19 protein-coding genes are annotated in these 18,531 nt (G+C 53.6%); 17 read left to right on the top strand and 2 right to left on the bottom strand.

What is annotated here, in order from left to right:
* Nucleotides 1–488: 488 nt before the first annotated feature.
* Nucleotides 489–1,688 carry a hypothetical protein gene (locus tag NFR57_RS01670; protein ID WP_251182100.1) on the bottom strand — a complete coding sequence of 400 codons (1,200 nt, stop codon included), beginning with the start codon at nt 1,686–1,688 and terminating at the stop codon, nt 489–491.
* Nucleotides 1,689–1,721: 33 nt separating this feature from the next.
* On the opposite strand from NFR57_RS01670, the gene NFR57_RS01675 reads away from it, so the two are divergent.
* Nucleotides 1,722–1,898, top strand: coding sequence for a hypothetical protein (locus NFR57_RS01675; RefSeq protein WP_251182101.1), 177 nt, complete (start codon nt 1,722–1,724; stop codon nt 1,896–1,898).
* A 50-nt stretch (nt 1,899–1,948) separates the two neighbouring features.
* Here the strand turns inward: NFR57_RS01675 and yyaC are convergent, their stop codons facing one another.
* A complete protein-coding gene (yyaC, locus tag NFR57_RS01680) occupies nt 1,949–2,482 on the bottom strand; it encodes a spore protease YyaC (RefSeq protein ID WP_251182102.1) in 534 nt (177 codons plus the stop codon).
* A gap of 105 nt (nt 2,483–2,587) precedes the next feature.
* On the opposite strand from yyaC, the gene NFR57_RS01685 reads away from it, so the two are divergent.
* The 16 genes from NFR57_RS01685 to NFR57_RS01760 all read left to right on the top strand — a co-directional run bounded on the left by NFR57_RS01685 (nt 2,588) and on the right by NFR57_RS01760 (nt 18,437).
* On the top strand, nt 2,588–3,892 hold the full coding sequence (locus tag NFR57_RS01685; protein ID WP_251182103.1) for a CvpA family protein: 1,305 nt from the start codon (nt 2,588–2,590) through the stop codon (nt 3,890–3,892).
* A 619-nt stretch (nt 3,893–4,511) separates the two neighbouring features.
* Nucleotides 4,512–5,876, top strand: a complete 1,365-nt coding sequence (purF, locus tag NFR57_RS01690; RefSeq protein ID WP_251182104.1) for an amidophosphoribosyltransferase — start codon at nt 4,512–4,514, stop codon at nt 5,874–5,876.
* 1 nt (nt 5,877) lies between these two features.
* Nucleotides 5,878–6,663 (top strand): hypothetical protein, encoded by a 786-nt coding sequence (locus tag NFR57_RS01695; RefSeq protein ID WP_251182105.1) that lies wholly within the window; start codon nt 5,878–5,880, stop codon nt 6,661–6,663.
* Between the two features lie 273 nt (nt 6,664–6,936).
* Nucleotides 6,937–8,508, top strand: a complete 1,572-nt coding sequence (locus tag NFR57_RS01700) for a hypothetical protein (protein WP_251182106.1) — start codon at nt 6,937–6,939, stop codon at nt 8,506–8,508.
* A gap of 124 nt (nt 8,509–8,632) precedes the next feature.
* On the top strand, nt 8,633–9,505 hold the full coding sequence (locus tag NFR57_RS01705) for a 4-(cytidine 5'-diphospho)-2-C-methyl-D-erythritol kinase (protein ID WP_251182107.1): 873 nt from the start codon (nt 8,633–8,635) through the stop codon (nt 9,503–9,505).
* Between the two features lie 178 nt (nt 9,506–9,683).
* A complete protein-coding gene (gene rpmH / locus NFR57_RS01710; RefSeq protein ID WP_251182108.1) occupies nt 9,684–9,833 on the top strand; it encodes a 50S ribosomal protein L34 in 150 nt (49 codons plus the stop codon).
* Nucleotides 9,834–10,163, top strand: coding sequence for a ribonuclease P protein component (gene rnpA / locus NFR57_RS01715; RefSeq protein WP_251182109.1), 330 nt, complete (start codon nt 9,834–9,836; stop codon nt 10,161–10,163).
* Nucleotides 10,160–10,444: a membrane protein insertion efficiency factor YidD gene (gene yidD, locus NFR57_RS01720; protein ID WP_251182110.1), complete on the top strand. Its 285-nt coding sequence runs from the start codon at nt 10,160–10,162 to the stop codon at nt 10,442–10,444. Before rnpA ends, yidD begins: the two co-directional genes overlap by 4 nt.
* The gene (locus NFR57_RS01725) at nt 10,432–11,940 is read left to right on the top strand and encodes a YidC/Oxa1 family membrane protein insertase (RefSeq protein WP_251182111.1); all 1,509 of its coding nucleotides are present in this window, start codon (nt 10,432–10,434) and stop codon (nt 11,938–11,940) included. Before yidD ends, NFR57_RS01725 begins: the two co-directional genes overlap by 13 nt.
* Before the next feature lie 101 nt (nt 11,941–12,041).
* Nucleotides 12,042–13,025: a R3H domain-containing nucleic acid-binding protein gene (locus tag NFR57_RS01730; RefSeq protein ID WP_251182112.1), complete on the top strand. Its 984-nt coding sequence runs from the start codon at nt 12,042–12,044 to the stop codon at nt 13,023–13,025.
* A gap of 149 nt (nt 13,026–13,174) precedes the next feature.
* Nucleotides 13,175–13,750 (top strand): DUF2726 domain-containing protein, encoded by a 576-nt coding sequence (locus NFR57_RS01735; protein ID WP_251182113.1) that lies wholly within the window; start codon nt 13,175–13,177, stop codon nt 13,748–13,750.
* The gene (locus tag NFR57_RS01740; protein ID WP_251182114.1) at nt 13,747–14,583 is read left to right on the top strand and encodes a radical SAM protein; all 837 of its coding nucleotides are present in this window, start codon (nt 13,747–13,749) and stop codon (nt 14,581–14,583) included. Before NFR57_RS01735 ends, NFR57_RS01740 begins: the two co-directional genes overlap by 4 nt.
* Before the next feature lie 58 nt (nt 14,584–14,641).
* The gene (locus NFR57_RS01745; RefSeq protein ID WP_251182115.1) at nt 14,642–16,480 is read left to right on the top strand and encodes a helicase domain-containing protein; all 1,839 of its coding nucleotides are present in this window, start codon (nt 14,642–14,644) and stop codon (nt 16,478–16,480) included.
* Between the two features lie 108 nt (nt 16,481–16,588).
* Nucleotides 16,589–17,695 (top strand): S1C family serine protease, encoded by a 1,107-nt coding sequence (locus NFR57_RS01750; RefSeq protein ID WP_251182116.1) that lies wholly within the window; start codon nt 16,589–16,591, stop codon nt 17,693–17,695.
* Between the two features lie 40 nt (nt 17,696–17,735).
* Nucleotides 17,736–17,993 carry a hypothetical protein gene (locus NFR57_RS01755; RefSeq protein ID WP_251182117.1) on the top strand — a complete coding sequence of 86 codons (258 nt, stop codon included), beginning with the start codon at nt 17,736–17,738 and terminating at the stop codon, nt 17,991–17,993.
* A gap of 48 nt (nt 17,994–18,041) precedes the next feature.
* Nucleotides 18,042–18,437, top strand: coding sequence for a YybS family protein (locus NFR57_RS01760; protein ID WP_251182118.1), 396 nt, complete (start codon nt 18,042–18,044; stop codon nt 18,435–18,437).
* Nucleotides 18,438–18,531 lie beyond the last annotated feature (94 nt).

Genomic DNA, 18,531 nt, shown 5'->3' on the forward strand with positions numbered 1-18,531 from the left:
CATCATTCCGAGCTTGCCGAGGAATCTAGGCGAACTGCCGCAGGGAGTACAAGATTACACTAACGTAACGCAATTATTCGGGAGCAAACACAATAAACGGTCAAAGCCCACACACGACAGAAATCCAAGCTGTGCTTGGTGCGGCTTACGCCTGGATTTCTCCGCCAATCACAGATTGGATTTCTTTCGTGTGTTTACTTAATTGCCGATTGAGTTTTCACCCGATTAATTGCATGCATAAAGTTATGGAGCTTCGGTCGAAATGATGGGGGATTTAGATAATAAATAAGAGATAAAAGATAAGAGTTGAGGAAGTTTTGCGTAAAGCAAAACTTGATTAGATATATATAGAAAAGAAATGCTTATACTCCCATCATTCCGAGCTTGCCGAGGAATCAAGGCGAACCGCCGCAAGGGTGGGCGGCAATAACCAACACTCCCATCATTCCGAGCTTGTCGATTGATCGGCGAACCACCGCAGAAAAGTATTAAACAATATACTTTTCCAGTCTGCCGGTTTGTTTCAAGAACGACAGCATTGTATCGGCGGCGAACACGTCGGGCGCGAGCGCGAGGCATATCCCTATATCGGTTTTGTCGATAAGCGTTTTAAGCCCGTATCCGTCGTCGGGATAGAGTCGTTTAAATACCTGCCACGCCGCGGAGTGACGGCGTTTTATTTCGTACAGCATGCGCAGTTGTTCGGTGCGAAATTCGTCCCTGCGATACTCGTAAAGTCGCATTTTCATGGGCGGGTATATAGCCGTTGCGTATACGCACGCGCGGCGCACGTCCGTGCCGAAGTATTCGCAAACGCTGTCAATGCGGCGGCTGTTGTCGGGCGGAAATTCGGTTTTGACGGTCGTCAGACTTTTTATGTAAAACTCGGTCACGTAAGCGGACAGCAACATTTCCGTTTCGCCGCGCATGCCGAGCGGTCTGTCCTCGGCGGCGTACAGCATGCGCAACGCCTCCGCGGTCTGCGCCGCGCCCGAATTGTGCAAGAGTTCGGGCGTTCGTTCTACTATGCGCGCGCATTTTTCGCCCGCGCGCACAAGCGTTTCTGCCGCTTTCGTTCTGTTCTTTTCGTTCGATTTGAGTTCCGCCGTAGTTTCTGTTATCAGCTTTGCTATGTCCGAGGCAGTCGTGCCGTCCGCGCGCTCGCCGCGCATGTATGCGCCGAACGTCAGATCGAACGCCGCGAGGTCGAGCGCGACTACCTCGCCGAACAGCGAGGCGAGATTTTTGTCGGCGTCTTTCGCGTCGAACACTGCGGCGAACGGTTTTTTGCCGAGCCGCATTACGGCGAACGCTTTATCCTTTGTGCGATACGACGGGGAGTCCGCCGCGGCATAAGCGCGGGTGGGCGCGAGAATAAGTTTTTTACACTCGGTCTTGCGCGCCGCGTCGAATTCACGCTCGCCGCCGCGCGCGATCGTGACGTCCGCGTCGCCGTCCACGACGCGGTAGCCCGCGCGCAAAAATATATCCGCGCGGTCGAACCCGACGACGCGCACGGTACTGCCTTGCGGGGCGACCGCCGTCAACGCTTCGAGCGCGTTTGAATAGTGCGACGTGAGCGCGGGCGGATCGTCGGCTCGGTCGGCGCAATCGCCGTCAAAGGGCGAGTCGTCGGCGCGCAGCGCGTCCGCAAAAATTTCCGATATGCTTTTCGTTTCGTTTTTCATGCGTACAGTATACCTATACAAGGCGGTCGAAAATTGGGGGAAAACATGCGTTTATCGGGCTGTTTGTCGGAATTGTCGCATAGCGAAAAATCGCGCGAACGCATGGGGCTGTATTTGCGCGAATTGACTGCAATCGTGCGCGACGGGCGGGAATACGGCTTAAATTTTATAATTAACCGCTATTTCGGTCGCGTTCTAATCAAATTCTAATGTTTTGTTAATGACAAAATCACAAAGTTTGTGCTAAAATGTCAGTAAGCCTACCGAAGACAACGAAGTATGCGTTCCGTTATATCTACGGCGAGCGAATACACCGTGCCCAACCGTACCGCAGAAAGCGGGGTTTTGCGCGGGTCTGTCACGGTAGCGGTAATAGATACGTCGCCGACCTTGGGCAACTTTTTCCCGTCGGCGCTGCCGGGGGCTATCGAGCCGAACGCTATGCGGATTTTTCCCACGTCGCCCAGCCTGCCCACGGACGAGTCTATTGCGAGCACCTTTTTATCGCCGTGCGCGTCCTTGATGTGTTTGACCGCGTCTTTTAGATTAAGCGCGGTCACGGGTCGGGTGAGCGTGCCGTAAACGAACGCGGGCGCGCCGCGCTCCACGAGCATTTGTCCGACAATCGGACCGAGGCAGTCGCCCGTGACGCGGTCGGAACCTATGCACAGCACGACGGGGAGTTTGCCGAGGCTCAACAGCGCGCAGTCGAACTCGAAGTCGCGTTCGGATCCGACAAGCGGCTCCGCGCCGACGGACGCAGTATCGGGTAATGTAAAATCGTCGAAAGTCATACGCCGATTTTTGCCCGATTGCGCGACGTTTATACGCCGCGGGCGCAACAAAAAGCGGACGTTTAAAATAAACGTTACAAGGCAATAAGTAAACGGAGGAATTATATGTCTTGGATTGATATCAGTATAATAGCGTTGATTGTGCTTTTGGGATTGGTCGGCGTGTTTAAAGGCTTTAAAAAGTCGGTATTGGCTTTGGGCGCGTTCTTGATTGCGTTCCTTTTGGCGTTTTTCCTCGCAAACGTCATTGCGGAAGCGTTGCTCGGCATAGAGGGCGTTAAGACGTTCGTGCTCGGCAACGGGTTCGGCGAAAAGTCGGACTTTTCGCTTGCCAAATGGATTTACGGGTCTTTGGGCGATGGCAATTATTCTCCGTTCCTGCTCGAAAACTTCTACAAACCCATTGCCGAAATTATTGACAAAGCAAACATTGTCGGTGTGGACGCGGCGCAGGGCACGGCTTTATATCTTGCGTTCATCATGTTCTCGGCGATCTGCGGCGTGGGAATTTTTATGATCGCGCGGCTGTTGCTCGTTATAGTCACCGTCATTATCAAATCGTATATAGGCAAAAAGAAATCGCCGCTGTCCCGCTTGTCGGGCTTTGTGCTCGGCGCGGCGCGCGGCGCGCTGTGGGCGTTTGCCATTACGCTCGTGTTTTCGTGCTTCGGCGGGCTTACGTTTATGCCCGCGTTCGGTTATGTCGAGGCGGAGTACGAACACAAGAGCGCGGTATTCTGCCAGCATTTCAATAAGGGCGCGTACTATATCCGCAACAAGCTGTTTTTGCCCGATAAGGATATGTACGGTCGGCTCGTCGAGCTTGTGTTCAAAAAGGAAAGCGGGGACGACCCCAACGCCGAAAAACTTACGGGCGCGCGGCTCGAACTGTTTATCAATTTGAGCAACCTTAACTACGAAAACCAACCGTGGATTATCGACCCGTCCACGCAAAAACGCGTGTTCGACGAAAATAACGCCAATCCGTACAGGGCGGCGGACTTTGCCGATGTCGGGTTTGACCGCGCTATACAAGCGATACTCGACTACAATGCGCAAGCCGCGGCGTTCGTCGATGACGAAGTCAACTTCACGGAAACCACCGAAACGGAGTTCAAAGCGTACAACGACATAATCCAGAACAAGGCGAACTCGGTCTATGTCAAAACAAACGCGCTGTTCACCGCGTTGAAAGGATACAAAACGGATTACGAATACGGCAAGACCTTGACCGAAACGCAAGCGATAGAAACTTGGAACAACACCACGTTGAGCAACGATTACAACAATATCCGCAATATCATAAACGACATAGCGGACTTGTACAACGGAATAGAGGTGTTTGCCGAGTATCCCGACCTTACCGACTTAATACCCGAAAGAGTGAGCGCGGGAAATAACGGGCAGTAGATAATAAGTAATGTAAAAGGCGCAAGGCTTGTGATATATCGCAAGCCTTGATTTTTGTGTGGTTGATTTTAAATAGGGCGGCTGTCGCCTTGATTTCTCCGCCAATCATAGATTGGATTTATTTCGTGTGTTTACTTTAATAGCCGATTGAGTTTTCACCCGATTAAGTGCATGCGTAAAGTTATGGCGCTTCGGTCGAAATGATGGGGGGATTAAGATAATAAATAATAGATAAAAGATAATAGTTGCGGAAGTTTTGCTCTTCGCAAAACTTGATTAGAGTATATAGAAAAGAAATGCTTATACTCCCATCATTTCGAGCTTGTCGAGAAATCAAGGCGAACCGCCGCAGAGTAGTAAAGCAAAACAAAAAATCATGCGGCTAACGCCTTGATTTCTCCGCTACGTTCGCTGACGCTCACTTCGGTCGAAATGATGGGGAGGTGATAAGGGCAAGGCGATTCCGCTACTCTGATTTACAAAAAATCGGGAAATTGTCGTGCACAGCCTTTTGGCGGTTGCAAAAAACGCGCGAATATGATACAATACATGTGCGCGCCGTGCTTAACTTTTTCTGTGCGGCGGGCGATAACCGACACTTATTACAAAGGCGGACACAATGATTCACGAAGAATGCGGAGTAATGGGCGCTTATGACTTTGACGGCGGCGACGTTGCGCTCGACCTGTATCACGGGCTGTATACATTACAGCACCGCGGTCAAGAGAGTTGCGGCATAGTAACCAACGACTATGTCAAGCTGTACACGGTCAAGGGTAAAGGGCTTGTCAACGAAGTTTTTACAAAGTACAATCTTCCCACGCTCAAAGGGAAAATCGGCGTGGGGCATGTGCTTTACGGCTACACGGGCGAGGAGAACGACGGCGTTCAACCCATAGTGTCGCGCTATTGCAAGGGGTCGATGACCATTTGCATGAACGGCACTATTACTAATTACGACGAACTGCGTTCGGAGTTGGAAAGCCGCGGCGCTATTTTTCAGTCGTCCAGTCATGCGGAAATGGTAATGAACATGGTCGCCGTTGCGCGCACGCAGACGCACAGCGCGGAGGAAGCAATGCTCGCCACCGCCGCCAAGCTGAAAGGCGCGTTTTCCATAGTGCTTATGAGCCCCAAAAAACTTATGGCGGTGCGCGACCCTTACGGGTTTAAGCCGCTGTCGCTCGGCAAGCGCGGCAATGCGTACTTCTTTGCGTCGGAAACTGCGGCGTTCGACGTTATAAGAGCGCAGACCGTTTGCGACGTGCGCCCCGGGGAACTGATTAAAATCGACGACAACGGCGTTACGCATTTCGATAGCATGGTGGGCAAGGTCAAGCCCGCGCAGTGCATATTCGAGTACGTGTACTTTGCGCGTCCCGATTCGTACATAGACGGCAAAAGCGTTTATAAAGCGCGCATAGATATAGGCAGAGAGCTGTACAAAGCCGCGCCCGCGCAGGCGGATATTGTTATCGGCGTGCCCAGTTCGGGCTTGCATTTCGCGCTCGGCTATTCTTACGAGAGCGGGATAAGTTATGTTGACGGATTGATGAAAAATTCTTACGTCGGCAGAACGTTTATAAAAGGCACGGACGAAATTCGCCGCGAAGCCGTGTCCATTAAGCTCAACGCTTTGCGCGGCGCGATAGAGGGCAAGAGCGTGGTGCTTGTAGACGATTCTATCGTCCGCGGCACGACCAGCGCAAACCTTATTCGCTTGGTCAAGGACGCAGGCGCGAAAGCGGTGCATATGCGCATAGCTTCGCCGCCGTTCGTGTACTCCTGTCCTTACGGCTCGGATATTCCCGAACGCAAGGCGCTTGCCGCAGTGCGTATGAGTGTGGAAGAAATACGCAAGTCCATAGATGCCGATTCGCTCGGATACTTGCCTATGTCGGCTTTTGCGCGCGCGGGGCTTGCGGACAGATATTGCGACGCTTGCTTTACGGGCAAATATCCCGACGGCGCGGAGAGCAGATAGAGTGGACGACCGCTTGCAACCCGAACAATCGAACGGCGCGGACGGCGCGACCGAAAAGTCCCAAGCCGACGACATGCGCGCGAGGTTTTCGCAGACGTTGCGTGATCGCGCGCAAAAAATAACGAGCGTGCGCAACGACGTTTTTACGACCAAGGCGTGGCAGCTCGCGCTCAATTTTTTGCTGGGCGGCGCGGCGGTCGCTATGCTTATTATTTCCATGGTCGCCGACGGAACTTTGGCGACGGTGGGCGCGATTGTCGGAGTTGTGCTTATTATAATAGTCGTGGTGTACAATTACGCGTTGCGCGTGATGTTCCCGATGAGCTTTTTGCAGTATACTTACATTGACAGGTCGAGCGGCAAGCGATATTGTTTTCAGGTGCTGTCAAAAACGCGCACGGCGTTTTCGGACGGCGAAAATATTATAGAAGTCGATCGCGGCGAGGCGTTGCGGCTGGAAAGAATGAGTTGCGCGCGCTATCGCTTCGACTTTTTTGCCGATATGGACGCGGATATGCGCATAGGCAAGGTTGACAGGGAAATATACAAAGGCTCGGTCGAAATCGACGGCAAGCGGCACAAGTGCAAGATTGTCTTTAAAGACGGCAGACCGCTTTACGGTTCGGTGGGCGGCGGGCGTATCAAATACTTCGACATAAACGACACAAAAAACAAGTTCGTCGTGCCTGCCGATCTCAAACGCGCGGTCAAGTGGTTCGGCGTGGACTTCCCCAAACTTCAAGGGCTTTATGTCCGCGACGATATAAAAGACGTTACCAAGCAATGATATAAAGTAAATATTTATCGATACTTCGGCGTTACGACGCGCGTGCTCTAAATCGGTGCGCGCGTTTTATGTCGGCGTATTCAGTCGTGAGCGGTGGGTTTTTATTGACATTTTCGGTTGCGCGTTGGCGGGCGTTTTTGCTTGACGGATTTTTGCGCCGCGCCGTGCGTGCGGTTTTTGCTATTAGGCATGCCGACAACATTCGCGCCGCATAGCATAAATATAACAAAACGCGGCATACATTATACGGTATTATTGCGTGTAGGTGGAGTTATGCTGTACGAAAAAAAGATGCTTATATTATCGGGCGACGGCAAAGGCGTCGTGCTTATAGAAAAGAGCGCGCAGGGCGTAAAGTTCTCTTTGCGCACGTTCGACATGCCGCGGTGCGACGATCTTAAAGCGGGTATTGTCACCCGAACGTCTGTGTTTGTGCGCGATCTGCCGAGCGGAAACAATCCCGCCGCGGTGTTCTCGGTCAATGCGGGCAACATCGACGAATTGCACTTCGCCGTTTTCGACAAACATTTGCGGCTGTACGGCACTAACGGCAAGCGCATGTGGGAAGCCAACCTGATGGACTTGTTAAACAAGAACGATCGGCGCGCGCCCGTGCTAACGGGCACGCCCGCCGCCGCGCTTCCGCCCATTGCGCCGCGCCCGCAGGTTTTGCCCATGCCCGACGGCACGGGTATTCCGCAGTCGCGCTTGGCGATTTACGGCGACGAGGCGATTGCCGAATCCGATTTTTATACGCCCATAGATTTTCAATCGCGTATGAGCGAAGTGGACGGGTTTCTCGACACGCCGCGCGTGCTCGACGGGCTTGCGCCGCGCGTCGTGCCGCCGCCCAATATCCCCGCGCGCAATCTTGTCGCCGCCGAAACGACCGCCGCGCTCGACGGCAGCCGTGCCGACAGCACGTCGAACATGCAAGCCGAACAAGCGGACAGCCCGTCCGTCGAGGTGGATTTTTCCGCAGCGGACGCGCCGACGGACGATCGGAGGGAAACAGCCGAAACGACTGTGACCGACAGCGACTTGACCGAGGAATTGGGCGAACTTGCGGAGGACGTCGAGCCGTTCGGCGCGATAGCAAACGCTCAAACGGACGATAATACGCAGTATTCGCAAAGTCAACCGCAACCGTCGCCCGTCGGCGAAGCAGATACGGACGCGACGCAATATGTTGTCGAAACCGCGCCGACCGACGCGCCTGCGCAAACAGAGCAACATACGCGCACCGATAGGCACGAGCAACAGGCGCAATCGATACAGACTGTCAAACAGACTCAACCCGTTAAGTCGGACAATTTTGTTGAGACTTCGCAACCCGCTGTGACGGCAACGCCCGTAGCGCCGACTCAAATCGAAGCCGCCGCGACGGTTGCGGCGCGGGCGGAGGAAAGTTACGACGGCGATATGCCGTGGGCACTCGCGGCGAGGTGGTTAAAGAACCGCACAAAGCGCATGCCGCTTGTACGCAAAGAGAACGTGCGCAAAACTCCCGTAAACGACAGCGTAAGGTTTTTGCGCAAGTCCGATTTTTTCGAGCGGGCGCGCGCCGACATAGATAAGCTGTTTGCCAACGCCGAAAAGGACAAAGAACTGGGCGATTTGTTGACCGATATGGAGTGGGTGAAAGTTGCGTTCGACGGGCACAAAATTTCCGTCGGGCGCGCGGGCAATGCGTTTTTGTGTTATGCCGTCGGCGGCGTGTACGAAAAGGTTTCGCCGCTCGGCGACGAGGCGCAATGGTTGCCGTCGCAACGCGAAACGCCGACGGGCAACGGGTATTGGCTGATTTTCCAAAACCTCGCCGACGGGCAAATTATAAAAAATTAGCGGTTTGACATTTTTTAAGCGATAATATGGGCGGCGCGATATGCTGTATCGGGCGGGGTTGCTCGGAGACAAATAATTCCGCCGCGGCGTTGACATTGCGCGGCGGCGGTGGTATAATCGTTGCATGGGACAAAGCGTAAGACTTCGAGCGTTTGCCAAAGCAAATTTATCGCTCAATATTACAGGCAAAAACAAAGACAGCGGACTGCACGAACTGGACAGCGTAATGCTGTCGCTCGACGCGTTCGACACCGTGACAGTGACAGAGCGGAGCGACGATAAAATCAACGTGCGGTTTGTCAACGCCGATATAGGCGAGGACAACACGGCGGCAAAAGCGGCGCGCGCCGTTCAAGCCGTGATAGGCGGCGGTTGGGATATTACCGTCGAAAAGGGCATACCTATCGGCGCGGGGCTGGGCGGATCGTCCGCCGACGGCGCGGCGGTGTTGCGCGCGCTCGACGTTATGTATAAACTTCCCGCGCGCGGCGTGGACATGCGCAATGTTGCGTTATCCGTCGGGTCGGACGTTCCGTTCATGCTTACGGGCGGGCTTGCGCGCGTTCGCGGCACGGGCGAGGATTTGTTTTTTATAGAGAACAAAGCGGAGCTGTTTATCGTCGGGCTGATGTCGGGCGAGGTTTCGACTGCGCGCGCTTATGCGGAATTCGATCGCTTGCACGAGAGCGGCGCGTTCTGTCCGACCGATAACGACAAGCTGTGCGAGCTGTTGCTGTCGGGCGACCCGTCGGCGGTCGAGCTTGCGGGCAATGCGCTGTACGCACCCGCGTGCGAGCTTGCGCCGCAGATACAGAAAAACGCCGAGCTGTTAAAGTCGCACGGCGCGGCGGTCAATCTCACGGGCTCGGGCGGTATGGTGCTCGGCTATTTTACCGATATACAAAAGTTTGCGGCTTGCGCACGCGCACTCGGCGGCATGCAAGGCTTTTACGTTTTTGCGCCGACGCGTACGGGAATACTGCACGAACGGTTGTAGTCGCGCAGTATTTTTTATTCCGACATTGCGGCATACAAAATTCGACGTTGCGTTTGCATTATAATTCGATTAAAGTCGGGGCGGAAGGGGTTTAACCGCTTGACTTAAAGCGTGAATTACTGTATAATTGTCGGTAGTATGCTATTGCGGCGCAGACCGCAGATTTTCGGAGTACATTATGAAAAGAACTTATCAACCCAAGAAACGTCAACAACGCAAAGTTCACGGTTTTCGTCAGAGAATGAAAACGCAGGGCGGACGCCGCGTTCTCAAACGCCGTCGCAACAAGGGCAGAGCTCGTCTTACGCCCACGCCGCTCGGCAAATAATTGCTTAATAAAGCGAACAGGCTGAATAAACACGGTTCGTTTTCTTACGTCTACCGCAAGGGCAAGCGTCTGTCCGAAACGGACGTGGTTTTGATTTTTACGCCCGCGCGGTCGGTTCGGGTGGGTTTTTCGGTGTCGAATAAAGTCGGCAAAGCCGTTGTGCGCAACAAGGTTAAACGCAGACTGCGCGCGTCGGTGGGTGATCGGCTTTCTTCCATATCGGGCTGTCAGGCGATTGTCGTCGCCAATCCGTCCGCCGCGGGCAAGTCTTACGACGTGCTCGACGGCGAACTTGTCAGTCTGTTCACTCGCGCGGGGCTTATGAAATGACTCGGCGCGGCAAACGTATTCTCGTCGATATTCTTACGTTCAGGTGGTTGTTTCTGGGGCTTGTGTACTTTTACAAAAAGTGCATATCGCCGCTGACCCCCGACGTTTGTATATACACGCCGAGCTGTTCGACCTACATGGTCACGGCTATAAAGCGGTTCGGCGTGATCAGAGGCATATTCCTCGGCACAAAGCGGTTGTTGCGTTGCGTGCCGTGGAAGGCGGGCGGGTTCGACCCCGTTCCGGACAACCCTCACGGAGATATGAAATGGCTATTTTAAATTCCGTATTAGCTTTCCTCGGCGCGACGCCTGCGGCGGTTACACCCGGCGTCGCCGCCCCGGGCAGTATGTGGCATTTGCTCATACTCAAAACGTTCGCGTTCGTCGCCGATTACGGCTGGCGTATCGTCGTTTTTACCGTGCTGTTGAAACTTGTTTTGTCGCCGCTCGATTTTTATCAGCGGTACAAAATGAACAAGAACCAAAAAATAACCGAGCGGTTAAAGCCGACTATGGAGAAGATCCAAAAGCAGTACGGCGGCGACAAGCAGGCGTTTTCGCAAAAGCAAATGGAGCTAAACCGCAAAGAGGGTTACAGCTATTTTTCGTCGTGTCTGCCCATGATAGCCACGCTTGTCGTGTTTATCACGCTGTGGATTTCCATGCAGACGATAGCCGAGTACATGACGTTTAAAGAATATACGACCATGTACGACGAATATCAGTACGTTTACACTCAGATTTACGATCCCGCGGACGAGGAAAATCCGACCGCAGAGGAAGCCAAACTCAAACCCATAGCCGAAAAGATAGGACAGGACGTTGTGTATCAGATGTACTATTACGGACTGGACGAGGGTTATGCGGACAAACTTCGCAAGAGCATTGCCGAAGACGAGGAGTATAAAAAGATAGTGCCGGAAGGGTACGAGCTACCCGAGGACTTTAAACTCATGCGCGAGGGCACAAAGCGCATAGATAAAGTTCAAGCGTCCTTCCTGTGGATTAAAAACATTTGGGCGCCCGACGTGCCGTGGGGCGATCAAGCCGTACTGTCGTGGGACGCGTTTGTCAAGGGCGTTGACGATTACAAAAACGCAAGCACGAGCAAGCTCTCTACCGACCAACAGGCAAAGGCGTTCAACCGCAACATGTACGAACAGGTCATGGGCAAGCTGTTGAGCGACAAGACCCAAAGCCGCACAAACGGTTATTTGATACTGCCCATACTTGTAGTATTTCTGTCGGTCGCGTCGCAGCTTTTGACCATGTTCCAGCAAAAGCGCGCGGGACAGGTAAACGCCAAAGGCGGCGTAGCTACGAGCATGAAAGTCATGATGATAATCATGCCCATAATGATGGCGATATTCGCCGTGCAGTACGCGTCGATATTCGCGCTGTACATGACGGTCAACAGCGCTACGACGCTGTTCTTTAACTTCGCGTTCACGGGCATTATTCGGCTTATAGACAAGCGTAGACAGTCGCGCAATCACGGCATTGCGACGGGCAGCACGCGCACGGTCAACTACAAACAGTCGCCCATTATTCATTACGTCAAGGGCGCAAACCCCAATGCGGGCGCGAAGGAAACAGTTACGGTTAGCGCGACCGTCGGCGGGAACGACGCAAACGTCGGCAAGCCGAGCAAGGCGGATAAAAAAGCCAAAAAGTCGGCGGGTTCGTCCGTGCGGTCCGTTCAGCGCGGCGGCAGACCCGATCCCAACGAGCTTATGGGCGTAGATATGTCGTCCAAGCAGAACAAGAAAAAATAACGGAGCGAAAGCTCTTTATTCAAGGTCGCGGCACGGTCGCGGCTTTGTTTACACGACAGCCCCGATAATATTTGCCGTTCGGCGAAAGGTAGGTTAGGAAAGTGACAATCGAAGTTACCGCGAAAAAAATCGACGACGCGATTAGCCAAGGACTTAAACAGCTCGGCGCGAGCCTTGACGAAGTGAACGTAGAGGTTGTAGAGGCGGGCGGACTGTTCCGCAAAGCAAAAGTACGCATTACGCTCGAACGCGAGGACGAAAAGGCGCAACCGACGGCGCAAGCCGAGCGCACCGCGCCGCCCGTAAAGACGGCGGAAAGCAAGCCGACCAACTCGGATAAACCGCAGCCCAAACAGGAAAAGAAAGCGGAGACAGCGCAACCCGTAAACAGGCAGGCGCAATCAAAAAACGACGGCGCGCCGTCCGAACAAAAACGGTCGGCGAAAAACAACGGAGGAAACGCGTCTGCGGCGGCGCAAAACCGCAAGCCCGAGTCGGACGGAAAAAAAGCGCAAGCGCAGGACAAAGCGCAGGAGCAAGGCGGAGCGGTACAGCCCCAATCGAACGGCGACGCGCGCGGCGAGGAGCGCAAGCCCCGCAAGTTGAGCGCAGAGGACAAAGTCGCGGCGGCGCACGCATTGGCGTTCATAAAAGACGTAACGGAAAAAATGGGCTTTGTCGCCACCGTCGAAGCGGACGATAGCGGCGAGAACATATCCATATCCGCGGCGGAGGGCGACGATTCTTTGATAATCGGTCGGCACGGCGAAACGCTGTCCGCGCTGTCGTACCTTGCCGAAACTTGCGCGCGCGCGGAAAAGAGCCACATAAGCATAACCGTCGATTGCAACGGTTATCGCGAGCGCAGAGCGGCGTCGCTTACCGCCATGGCGCGGCGCAGAGCCAACGAGTGCGCGGCAAAGCGGCGCAAAATCAAGCTCGAACCGATGGAACGCGTCGATCGTCGCACGGTGCATAACGCGCTTACGGACGACGACAGAGTTACGACTGCGTCGGAGGGCAAAGAGCCGTACCGTTGCGTAGTTATTCTTCCCAAAAGCAACAAATCGAGTAGCAACAAGTAATACGCGGGATAACCTGCGCATACATACGGTAAAGGGGCGGACGGAACGCGACTGATGTCGCGGACTTGTCCGAAACGGCATAAAAATACGGCTGCAACAAGCCTGCGACCGTGCGGCGCGACGGCGCGTCGCCATTTCGGAGTAAGTCTGTGAAATTCCGCAAAGCTATTTATATAATATTCTTTTTTGTCGGGCTGACGTTATTCACGTTCAGCCTTATGCCGTTTTTCAGGAATTTTCACGAGGACACGTTTTGGATAATGACAATCGTGAGCGTCGCGCTCATAATATTTTGTCTGTTCGCGCTGTTCTACAAGCCCAAGGAAAAAATAAAACTAAACGCGCGATACGAGCGCAAGGGCACAATGCTGTCCCGACCCGAATACGATTTTTTGATGAAACTGCGCGAGATCGCGCCCGATAAATACGAAGTAGTGCCCCAAGTCGCGCTGATAAACGTCATCGACAAAAAGACAAACACGTCGTATCGCAACGAACTGTTCCGCGTATGCGATTATTGTTTTGTGGATCGCGACACGTTTGCGCCGCTGTTGTTGGTGGAACTCAACGACAGATCGCATTTGCGCGCCGACAGGCAGGACCGCGACGCCAAGGTCGCCGCTATTTGCGCCGACGCGCGGTTGCCGCTCGTCACGTTTTGGCTGGACGGCGATTTGAGCTATCCGACGGTACGGCGCGTCGTGCTTAAAGCGATACTTAAATGAAGCGTTGTTACGACTGCCCGCGCGGTTGCGGCGCGGCGCGCGATGACGGTGCGGTCGGTATTTGCGGCGGCGCAAAGCACGCGCGTATAGCAAAGATAATCGACCCGTTCGAGTACGAAGAACCGTGTTTAGGTTCGGTGACGGCGGTGTTTTTCGGCGGGTGTTCGCTCGGCTGTTCGTATTGTCAAAATCATAAAATAAGCCGCGGCGGGGCGGGCGAGGAATACTCGGACGACGCGCTTGCCAAAGTTTTCGACGGTGCGCGCGGCGCAATAGACCTTGTCACGCCCTCGCATTATCTGTCCGCCATAGAGCGCGCGTTGCCGCTGTGCAAGCGCGACAATTCGTTTATATACAACACTTCGGGTTACGACACGGTTGACGCGGTGCGCCGCGCAAGCGCGTTTACCGACGTGTTCTTGACCGATTATAAGTATGCCGACAGCGATATAGCGCACAGGCTTTCGCGCGCGAGCGACTATCCGCAAATCGCTGTGAACGCTATTGAACAAATGCGCAAAACGTGCGACGAGTGGACGGAGCATGGCGGCAAGCGCATATTAAAGCGCGGGCTTATAATAAGGCATTTGGTGCTGCCCGACTGCGTGCAAAACTCGATAGCGGTTATCGACGACATAGCGCGGCGTTGGGGTACGGACGTCGTGCTGTCGCTCATGAGTCAGTTCACGCCCAACGGCGTGGGCGAGCCGAGCGTGCGACTGCGCAAAATAGAATACAAGGTCGTCGCCGAGCACGCTGTCAAGCTGGGGTTTAAAACGGGATATTTTCAAGAGTTTTGCTCTGCGTCGTCGGCATACACGCCCGAATTTTAGCGAGCGGATTTTGTCGGCGGGCTTGACTTAACGCGGGCAAGGATATATAATTAAGATTATGGATTTTTTTGAAAGCGAAAATTTTAACGCCGAGCAGATTGCGGAGGAAGCGGAACACTTAAAGCGCGTGCTCGAAATGATGCGCGAGCAGATCGACTTGCTGGAAAACGACGGGTTCGCTTACAGAGTGGTCGATATTTACGACGAGAACGAGGTCGAGGAATACCGCACCGAAAAGTTCAGGCACGACGTGCGTAGGCGGGATATAGAGATTTTGAAAAAGTCGCTGTCCACGCCGTATTTTGCGCGCATGCGGCTCGCTCCGCTCGGCAGGATAGGCGGACGCGCGGACGCGCCGTCCATGACGCGCGCTCGCACACTGTCCGACTGCGACGAATATTTGGGCGACGACGCGGATATATACGTCGGCGCGAACGTCATTATTTACAAAGAAAAAATAATCGTGTTTTCGCACAATTCGCCGCTCGGCAACAAGGTGTACGAGCGGTTCGAGGACGGCAAAATAGAGTACGGCGGGTACGAATACAAAGTGGTGTTCCGCCGCAAATTCGACATACGCAACGGTAAGCTCGAAGCGGTGTTTCAAGACTATTCGATCGAGGCAGGCGGCGTTGTTTACGACAAGTTTTTGGCGCACATGCTGGAAGTCAAGCGCGGCGACAAGCGATTGACCGACATAATCCCCACCATTCAAGCCAATCAGAACGCAATAATAATCCGCCCCGCCGACGAAAACTGCGTCGTGTCGGGGTGCGCGGGTTGCGGAAAAACCATGCTGTTGTTACAGCGTTTGGAGTATTTGAGCTTCAACAAAAAAATCGAGCTGGAACGCGCGGTGGTCGTCGCGCCGAGCGCACGCTATACCGAGCATATTCAACCCGTGGTGGACGATCTTATGATAAACGCGGCGCGGCGCGTGACAATGCCCGATCTGTATCGCGAACTCATACTGTCGCTACATGGCATAAAGGCGACCGAACGCAAGGCGTTGAGCGAAGCGCAGACGTGCGGTGACGAGGCGCTGTCGGACGACGCGGTTGCGGCGTGTTACGGCGACGGCATAAAGCGCAAACTTATAGCCACGCTCGGCTCGGTCAAAACCAATTACAAAAAGCGTATCGCCGCATACCGTGACGAAATGGATAAGTACGAGCGCGAGCTTGCGTGGTCGCGCGGGTCGTATGTCGCGCCCGATATTAAAAAGCCGCGCGCGCCCGTTATCGCTATCGATCTCAAAAAGTTCCCGTTTATTCCCGATCTGGGCGCGGCGCTTACGAAATGCAAGCTGTACTTATTGTTGACGGCGTACTGTTACGTCATAGGCAAACCCGACTTCGAGGGCGCGTTGTTTATAGACGAGGGTCAGGATTATTTTTACAACGAGTACAAAATTCTCGCGGAGTGCACCAAGACCACGGTCAACGTATACGGCGACACCAACCAACAGATTAACAAGACGCGCGGAATAGGCGACTTCGATAAAATCGACGGGCTGTGGAAGGATGTAAAGCATTATGCGCTCAACGAAAATTATCGCAACGCCCGCGAAATAACGGAGTACGTCAATCGGCTGTTGGGCATGACCGTCACGTCGCTCGGGCTGGACGGCGGTACGGTGGAGCATATTGCTCTCGACGAAGTGCGCGGAGCGATTGCCGACGCGGGCGACGACCGTATCGCGGTTATATATTCCGCGGACGACGTTGCGACGGGCGAGTATTTAAAAACGTTCGTGCCGCCGCGACAGCTTTACACCGTGGCGCAGAGCAAGGGCATGGAATACGAACGCGTTTACGCTTGCGGCGCGCTCGGCGAAACGGAAAAATACGTTGCGTACACCCGCGCGCTCGCAAAGCTGTATATTTGCGAGCGGTAACATATTCGGACACAGTATCGACACAAACTTTTATAGTAAACGACATACTCCTCTCATGTCGCGATCAAGCTATTGGGATATAATTTAAATTAAGCATACAATAACGGTATGGAAACGGAGATAAATAGCATTATGATGAATACACGAATAAGAAGAATATCCCTATCCGTTGTACTTGCAACGTTGGTCGCCGCGATGTGCGTTGCTTGCGGCGAAACAGATAACGGCGCGCGCAAGAGAATTGTGTCTTACACGACTGTCGAAACGGCTGTGCAAAGCACTACCGCGGACGTCGTGCGCAGGGTTGCGGACACCGTCGTAGAAATACAGACCAACACGGTTATTACGCAGTGGGGCATGCAGTATGTCGTATCGGGCGCGGGCAGCGGCGTGATTGTAGCGCACGACGCGGCGTTTGAAACATATTATATTGTGACAAACAACCACGTTATCGACGGCGCGAGCGAAATTAAAGTTACGTTACATTCGGGCGATGTTTACACCGCGGCGCTTGTCGCGGCGGACGAGCGCGACGACATAGCGGTCGTGACCATTAAGGAAGCGAGCACGCTCAACGTTGCTATTTGGGGCGACAGCGACAGCTTGCAAATCGGCGAGGACTTGATAGCGATAGGCAATCCGCTCGGATCGCTCGGCGGCACGGTCACAAAAGGCATACTGTCCGCGACAAAGCGGTCTATCCCCGTCGGCGATTACACTATGGAACTTTTGCAAACGGACACGGCAATCAATCCCGGCAACTCGGGCGGCGGACTGTTTAACATGCGCGGCAATCTTATAGGCATTGTCAACGCCAAAACGAGCGACGAGGAAGTGGAAGGGATATGCTTTGCCATACCCGCGAATAAAGCCAAAGCTATATTCGACGACCTTGTGCAAGACGGCGTTGTCAGCGGCAGGGTCACGCTGGGAATAAACGTTGCTTACGGGTCGAACGGCACGGTTTACGTCAATAAAGTTATAGCGGCGGAAAGCGGCACGTTTGAGCAGTACGACAAAATAGCCGAGATCAACGGCATTGCAATCAAGTCGCTGTTGAACTATAACGACGCTATCGCCACTGTCAAACCCGACGAACTCGTTACGGTCAAGGTATATCGCGGCGAGCTTGTGCAAAACAGATTCGGCACGGTCCTGTCGTTCGCTACCGAACCGACAGAATTTACCGTGACGGCTAAACAGCTTACGAAATAACCCGACAATCGATAATTATTAAAGCAGAGGAGAAAAAGACATGATACACTCCATGAGCGGCGGGGTGTTGAGCGAATACGGAACTTATACGTTTGTAAAAGTCGCATTCGACGGCGAGCCTGCGCCCTATTGGTATATAACGGACTTCGACGTGCAAGAGGGTGACAGGGTGACCGCACCGCGCGGCGCGAGCGAGATAGGCAAGCCCGCAACGGTGTTGCGCGTGGAATACAACGTGTCCGGTCAAGTCGCGCCCGTACCGGTCAAGCGCGTTAAAAAACTTTTGGCAAAGCTATGAACGCGCCATTCGCTTGACAGCGCGCACGGTATGGGGTATAATCTAATTATGTTTTTAAGCGGTATACAACAGAATATAATTGCGATAGTAGTGCCGATTGTGGTTTTACAGTATGCGTTTGCGCTGTTCTGTCTGCTCAAACTCGCGTACTTCGACTTATCGCGCAAGCAGTATATTATATGGAACGTAATTATACTTTTTGCGTTCTTTATCGGCGGCGCGGTATTCCTTGTATATTATTACAAGCACCCCGATAAGCGCGTGCCCAAAACGCCCGTATTGCCCGAGGATACAGGCGTTCAGCCCCTGCCCGATAAAAACGGAGAGAGTCCCGTGACGCAAGAACCGTTTGACGCATCTGTTTTACACGACGCGGATAACGATACGGAAAAACGCGACGGCGCGCTCGACGGAAAAAAAGCGGACGACGGGCAAAACAAATAACTCGACTTTTATATATTAGGTATACGACGCTCCGAAATTTCGGGGCGTTTTTTGCGCCGCGATTATTAGTGCGGATATAATCGGCGCAAAACGT

Source organism: Anaerocaecibacter muris, assembly GCF_943192945.1.
Taxonomy (GTDB): Bacteria; Bacillota; Clostridia; order Christensenellales; family Pumilibacteraceae; genus Anaerocaecibacter; species Anaerocaecibacter muris.

Coding starts and splice junctions, on each gene's coding strand:
- NFR57_RS01670 (WP_251182100.1), bottom strand. CDS start 1,688: ATGAAAAACGAAACGAAAAGCATATCGGAAATTTTTGCGGACGCGCTG.
- yyaC (WP_251182102.1), bottom strand. CDS start 2,482: ATGACTTTCGACGATTTTACATTACCCGATACTGCGTCCGTCGGCGCG.
- NFR57_RS01685 (WP_251182103.1), top strand. CDS start 2,588: ATGTCTTGGATTGATATCAGTATAATAGCGTTGATTGTGCTTTTGGGA.
- purF (WP_251182104.1), top strand. CDS start 4,512: ATGATTCACGAAGAATGCGGAGTAATGGGCGCTTATGACTTTGACGGC.
- NFR57_RS01700 (WP_251182106.1), top strand. CDS start 6,937: ATGCTGTACGAAAAAAAGATGCTTATATTATCGGGCGACGGCAAAGGC.
- NFR57_RS01705 (WP_251182107.1), top strand. CDS start 8,633: ATGGGACAAAGCGTAAGACTTCGAGCGTTTGCCAAAGCAAATTTATCG.
- rpmH (WP_251182108.1), top strand. CDS start 9,684: ATGAAAAGAACTTATCAACCCAAGAAACGTCAACAACGCAAAGTTCAC.
- yidD (WP_251182110.1), top strand. CDS start 10,160: ATGACTCGGCGCGGCAAACGTATTCTCGTCGATATTCTTACGTTCAGG.
- NFR57_RS01725 (WP_251182111.1), top strand. CDS start 10,432: ATGGCTATTTTAAATTCCGTATTAGCTTTCCTCGGCGCGACGCCTGCG.
- NFR57_RS01740 (WP_251182114.1), top strand. CDS start 13,747: ATGAAGCGTTGTTACGACTGCCCGCGCGGTTGCGGCGCGGCGCGCGAT.
- NFR57_RS01745 (WP_251182115.1), top strand. CDS start 14,642: ATGGATTTTTTTGAAAGCGAAAATTTTAACGCCGAGCAGATTGCGGAG.
- NFR57_RS01750 (WP_251182116.1), top strand. CDS start 16,589: ATGGAAACGGAGATAAATAGCATTATGATGAATACACGAATAAGAAGA.
- NFR57_RS01755 (WP_251182117.1), top strand. CDS start 17,736: ATGATACACTCCATGAGCGGCGGGGTGTTGAGCGAATACGGAACTTAT.
- NFR57_RS01760 (WP_251182118.1), top strand. CDS start 18,042: ATGTTTTTAAGCGGTATACAACAGAATATAATTGCGATAGTAGTGCCG.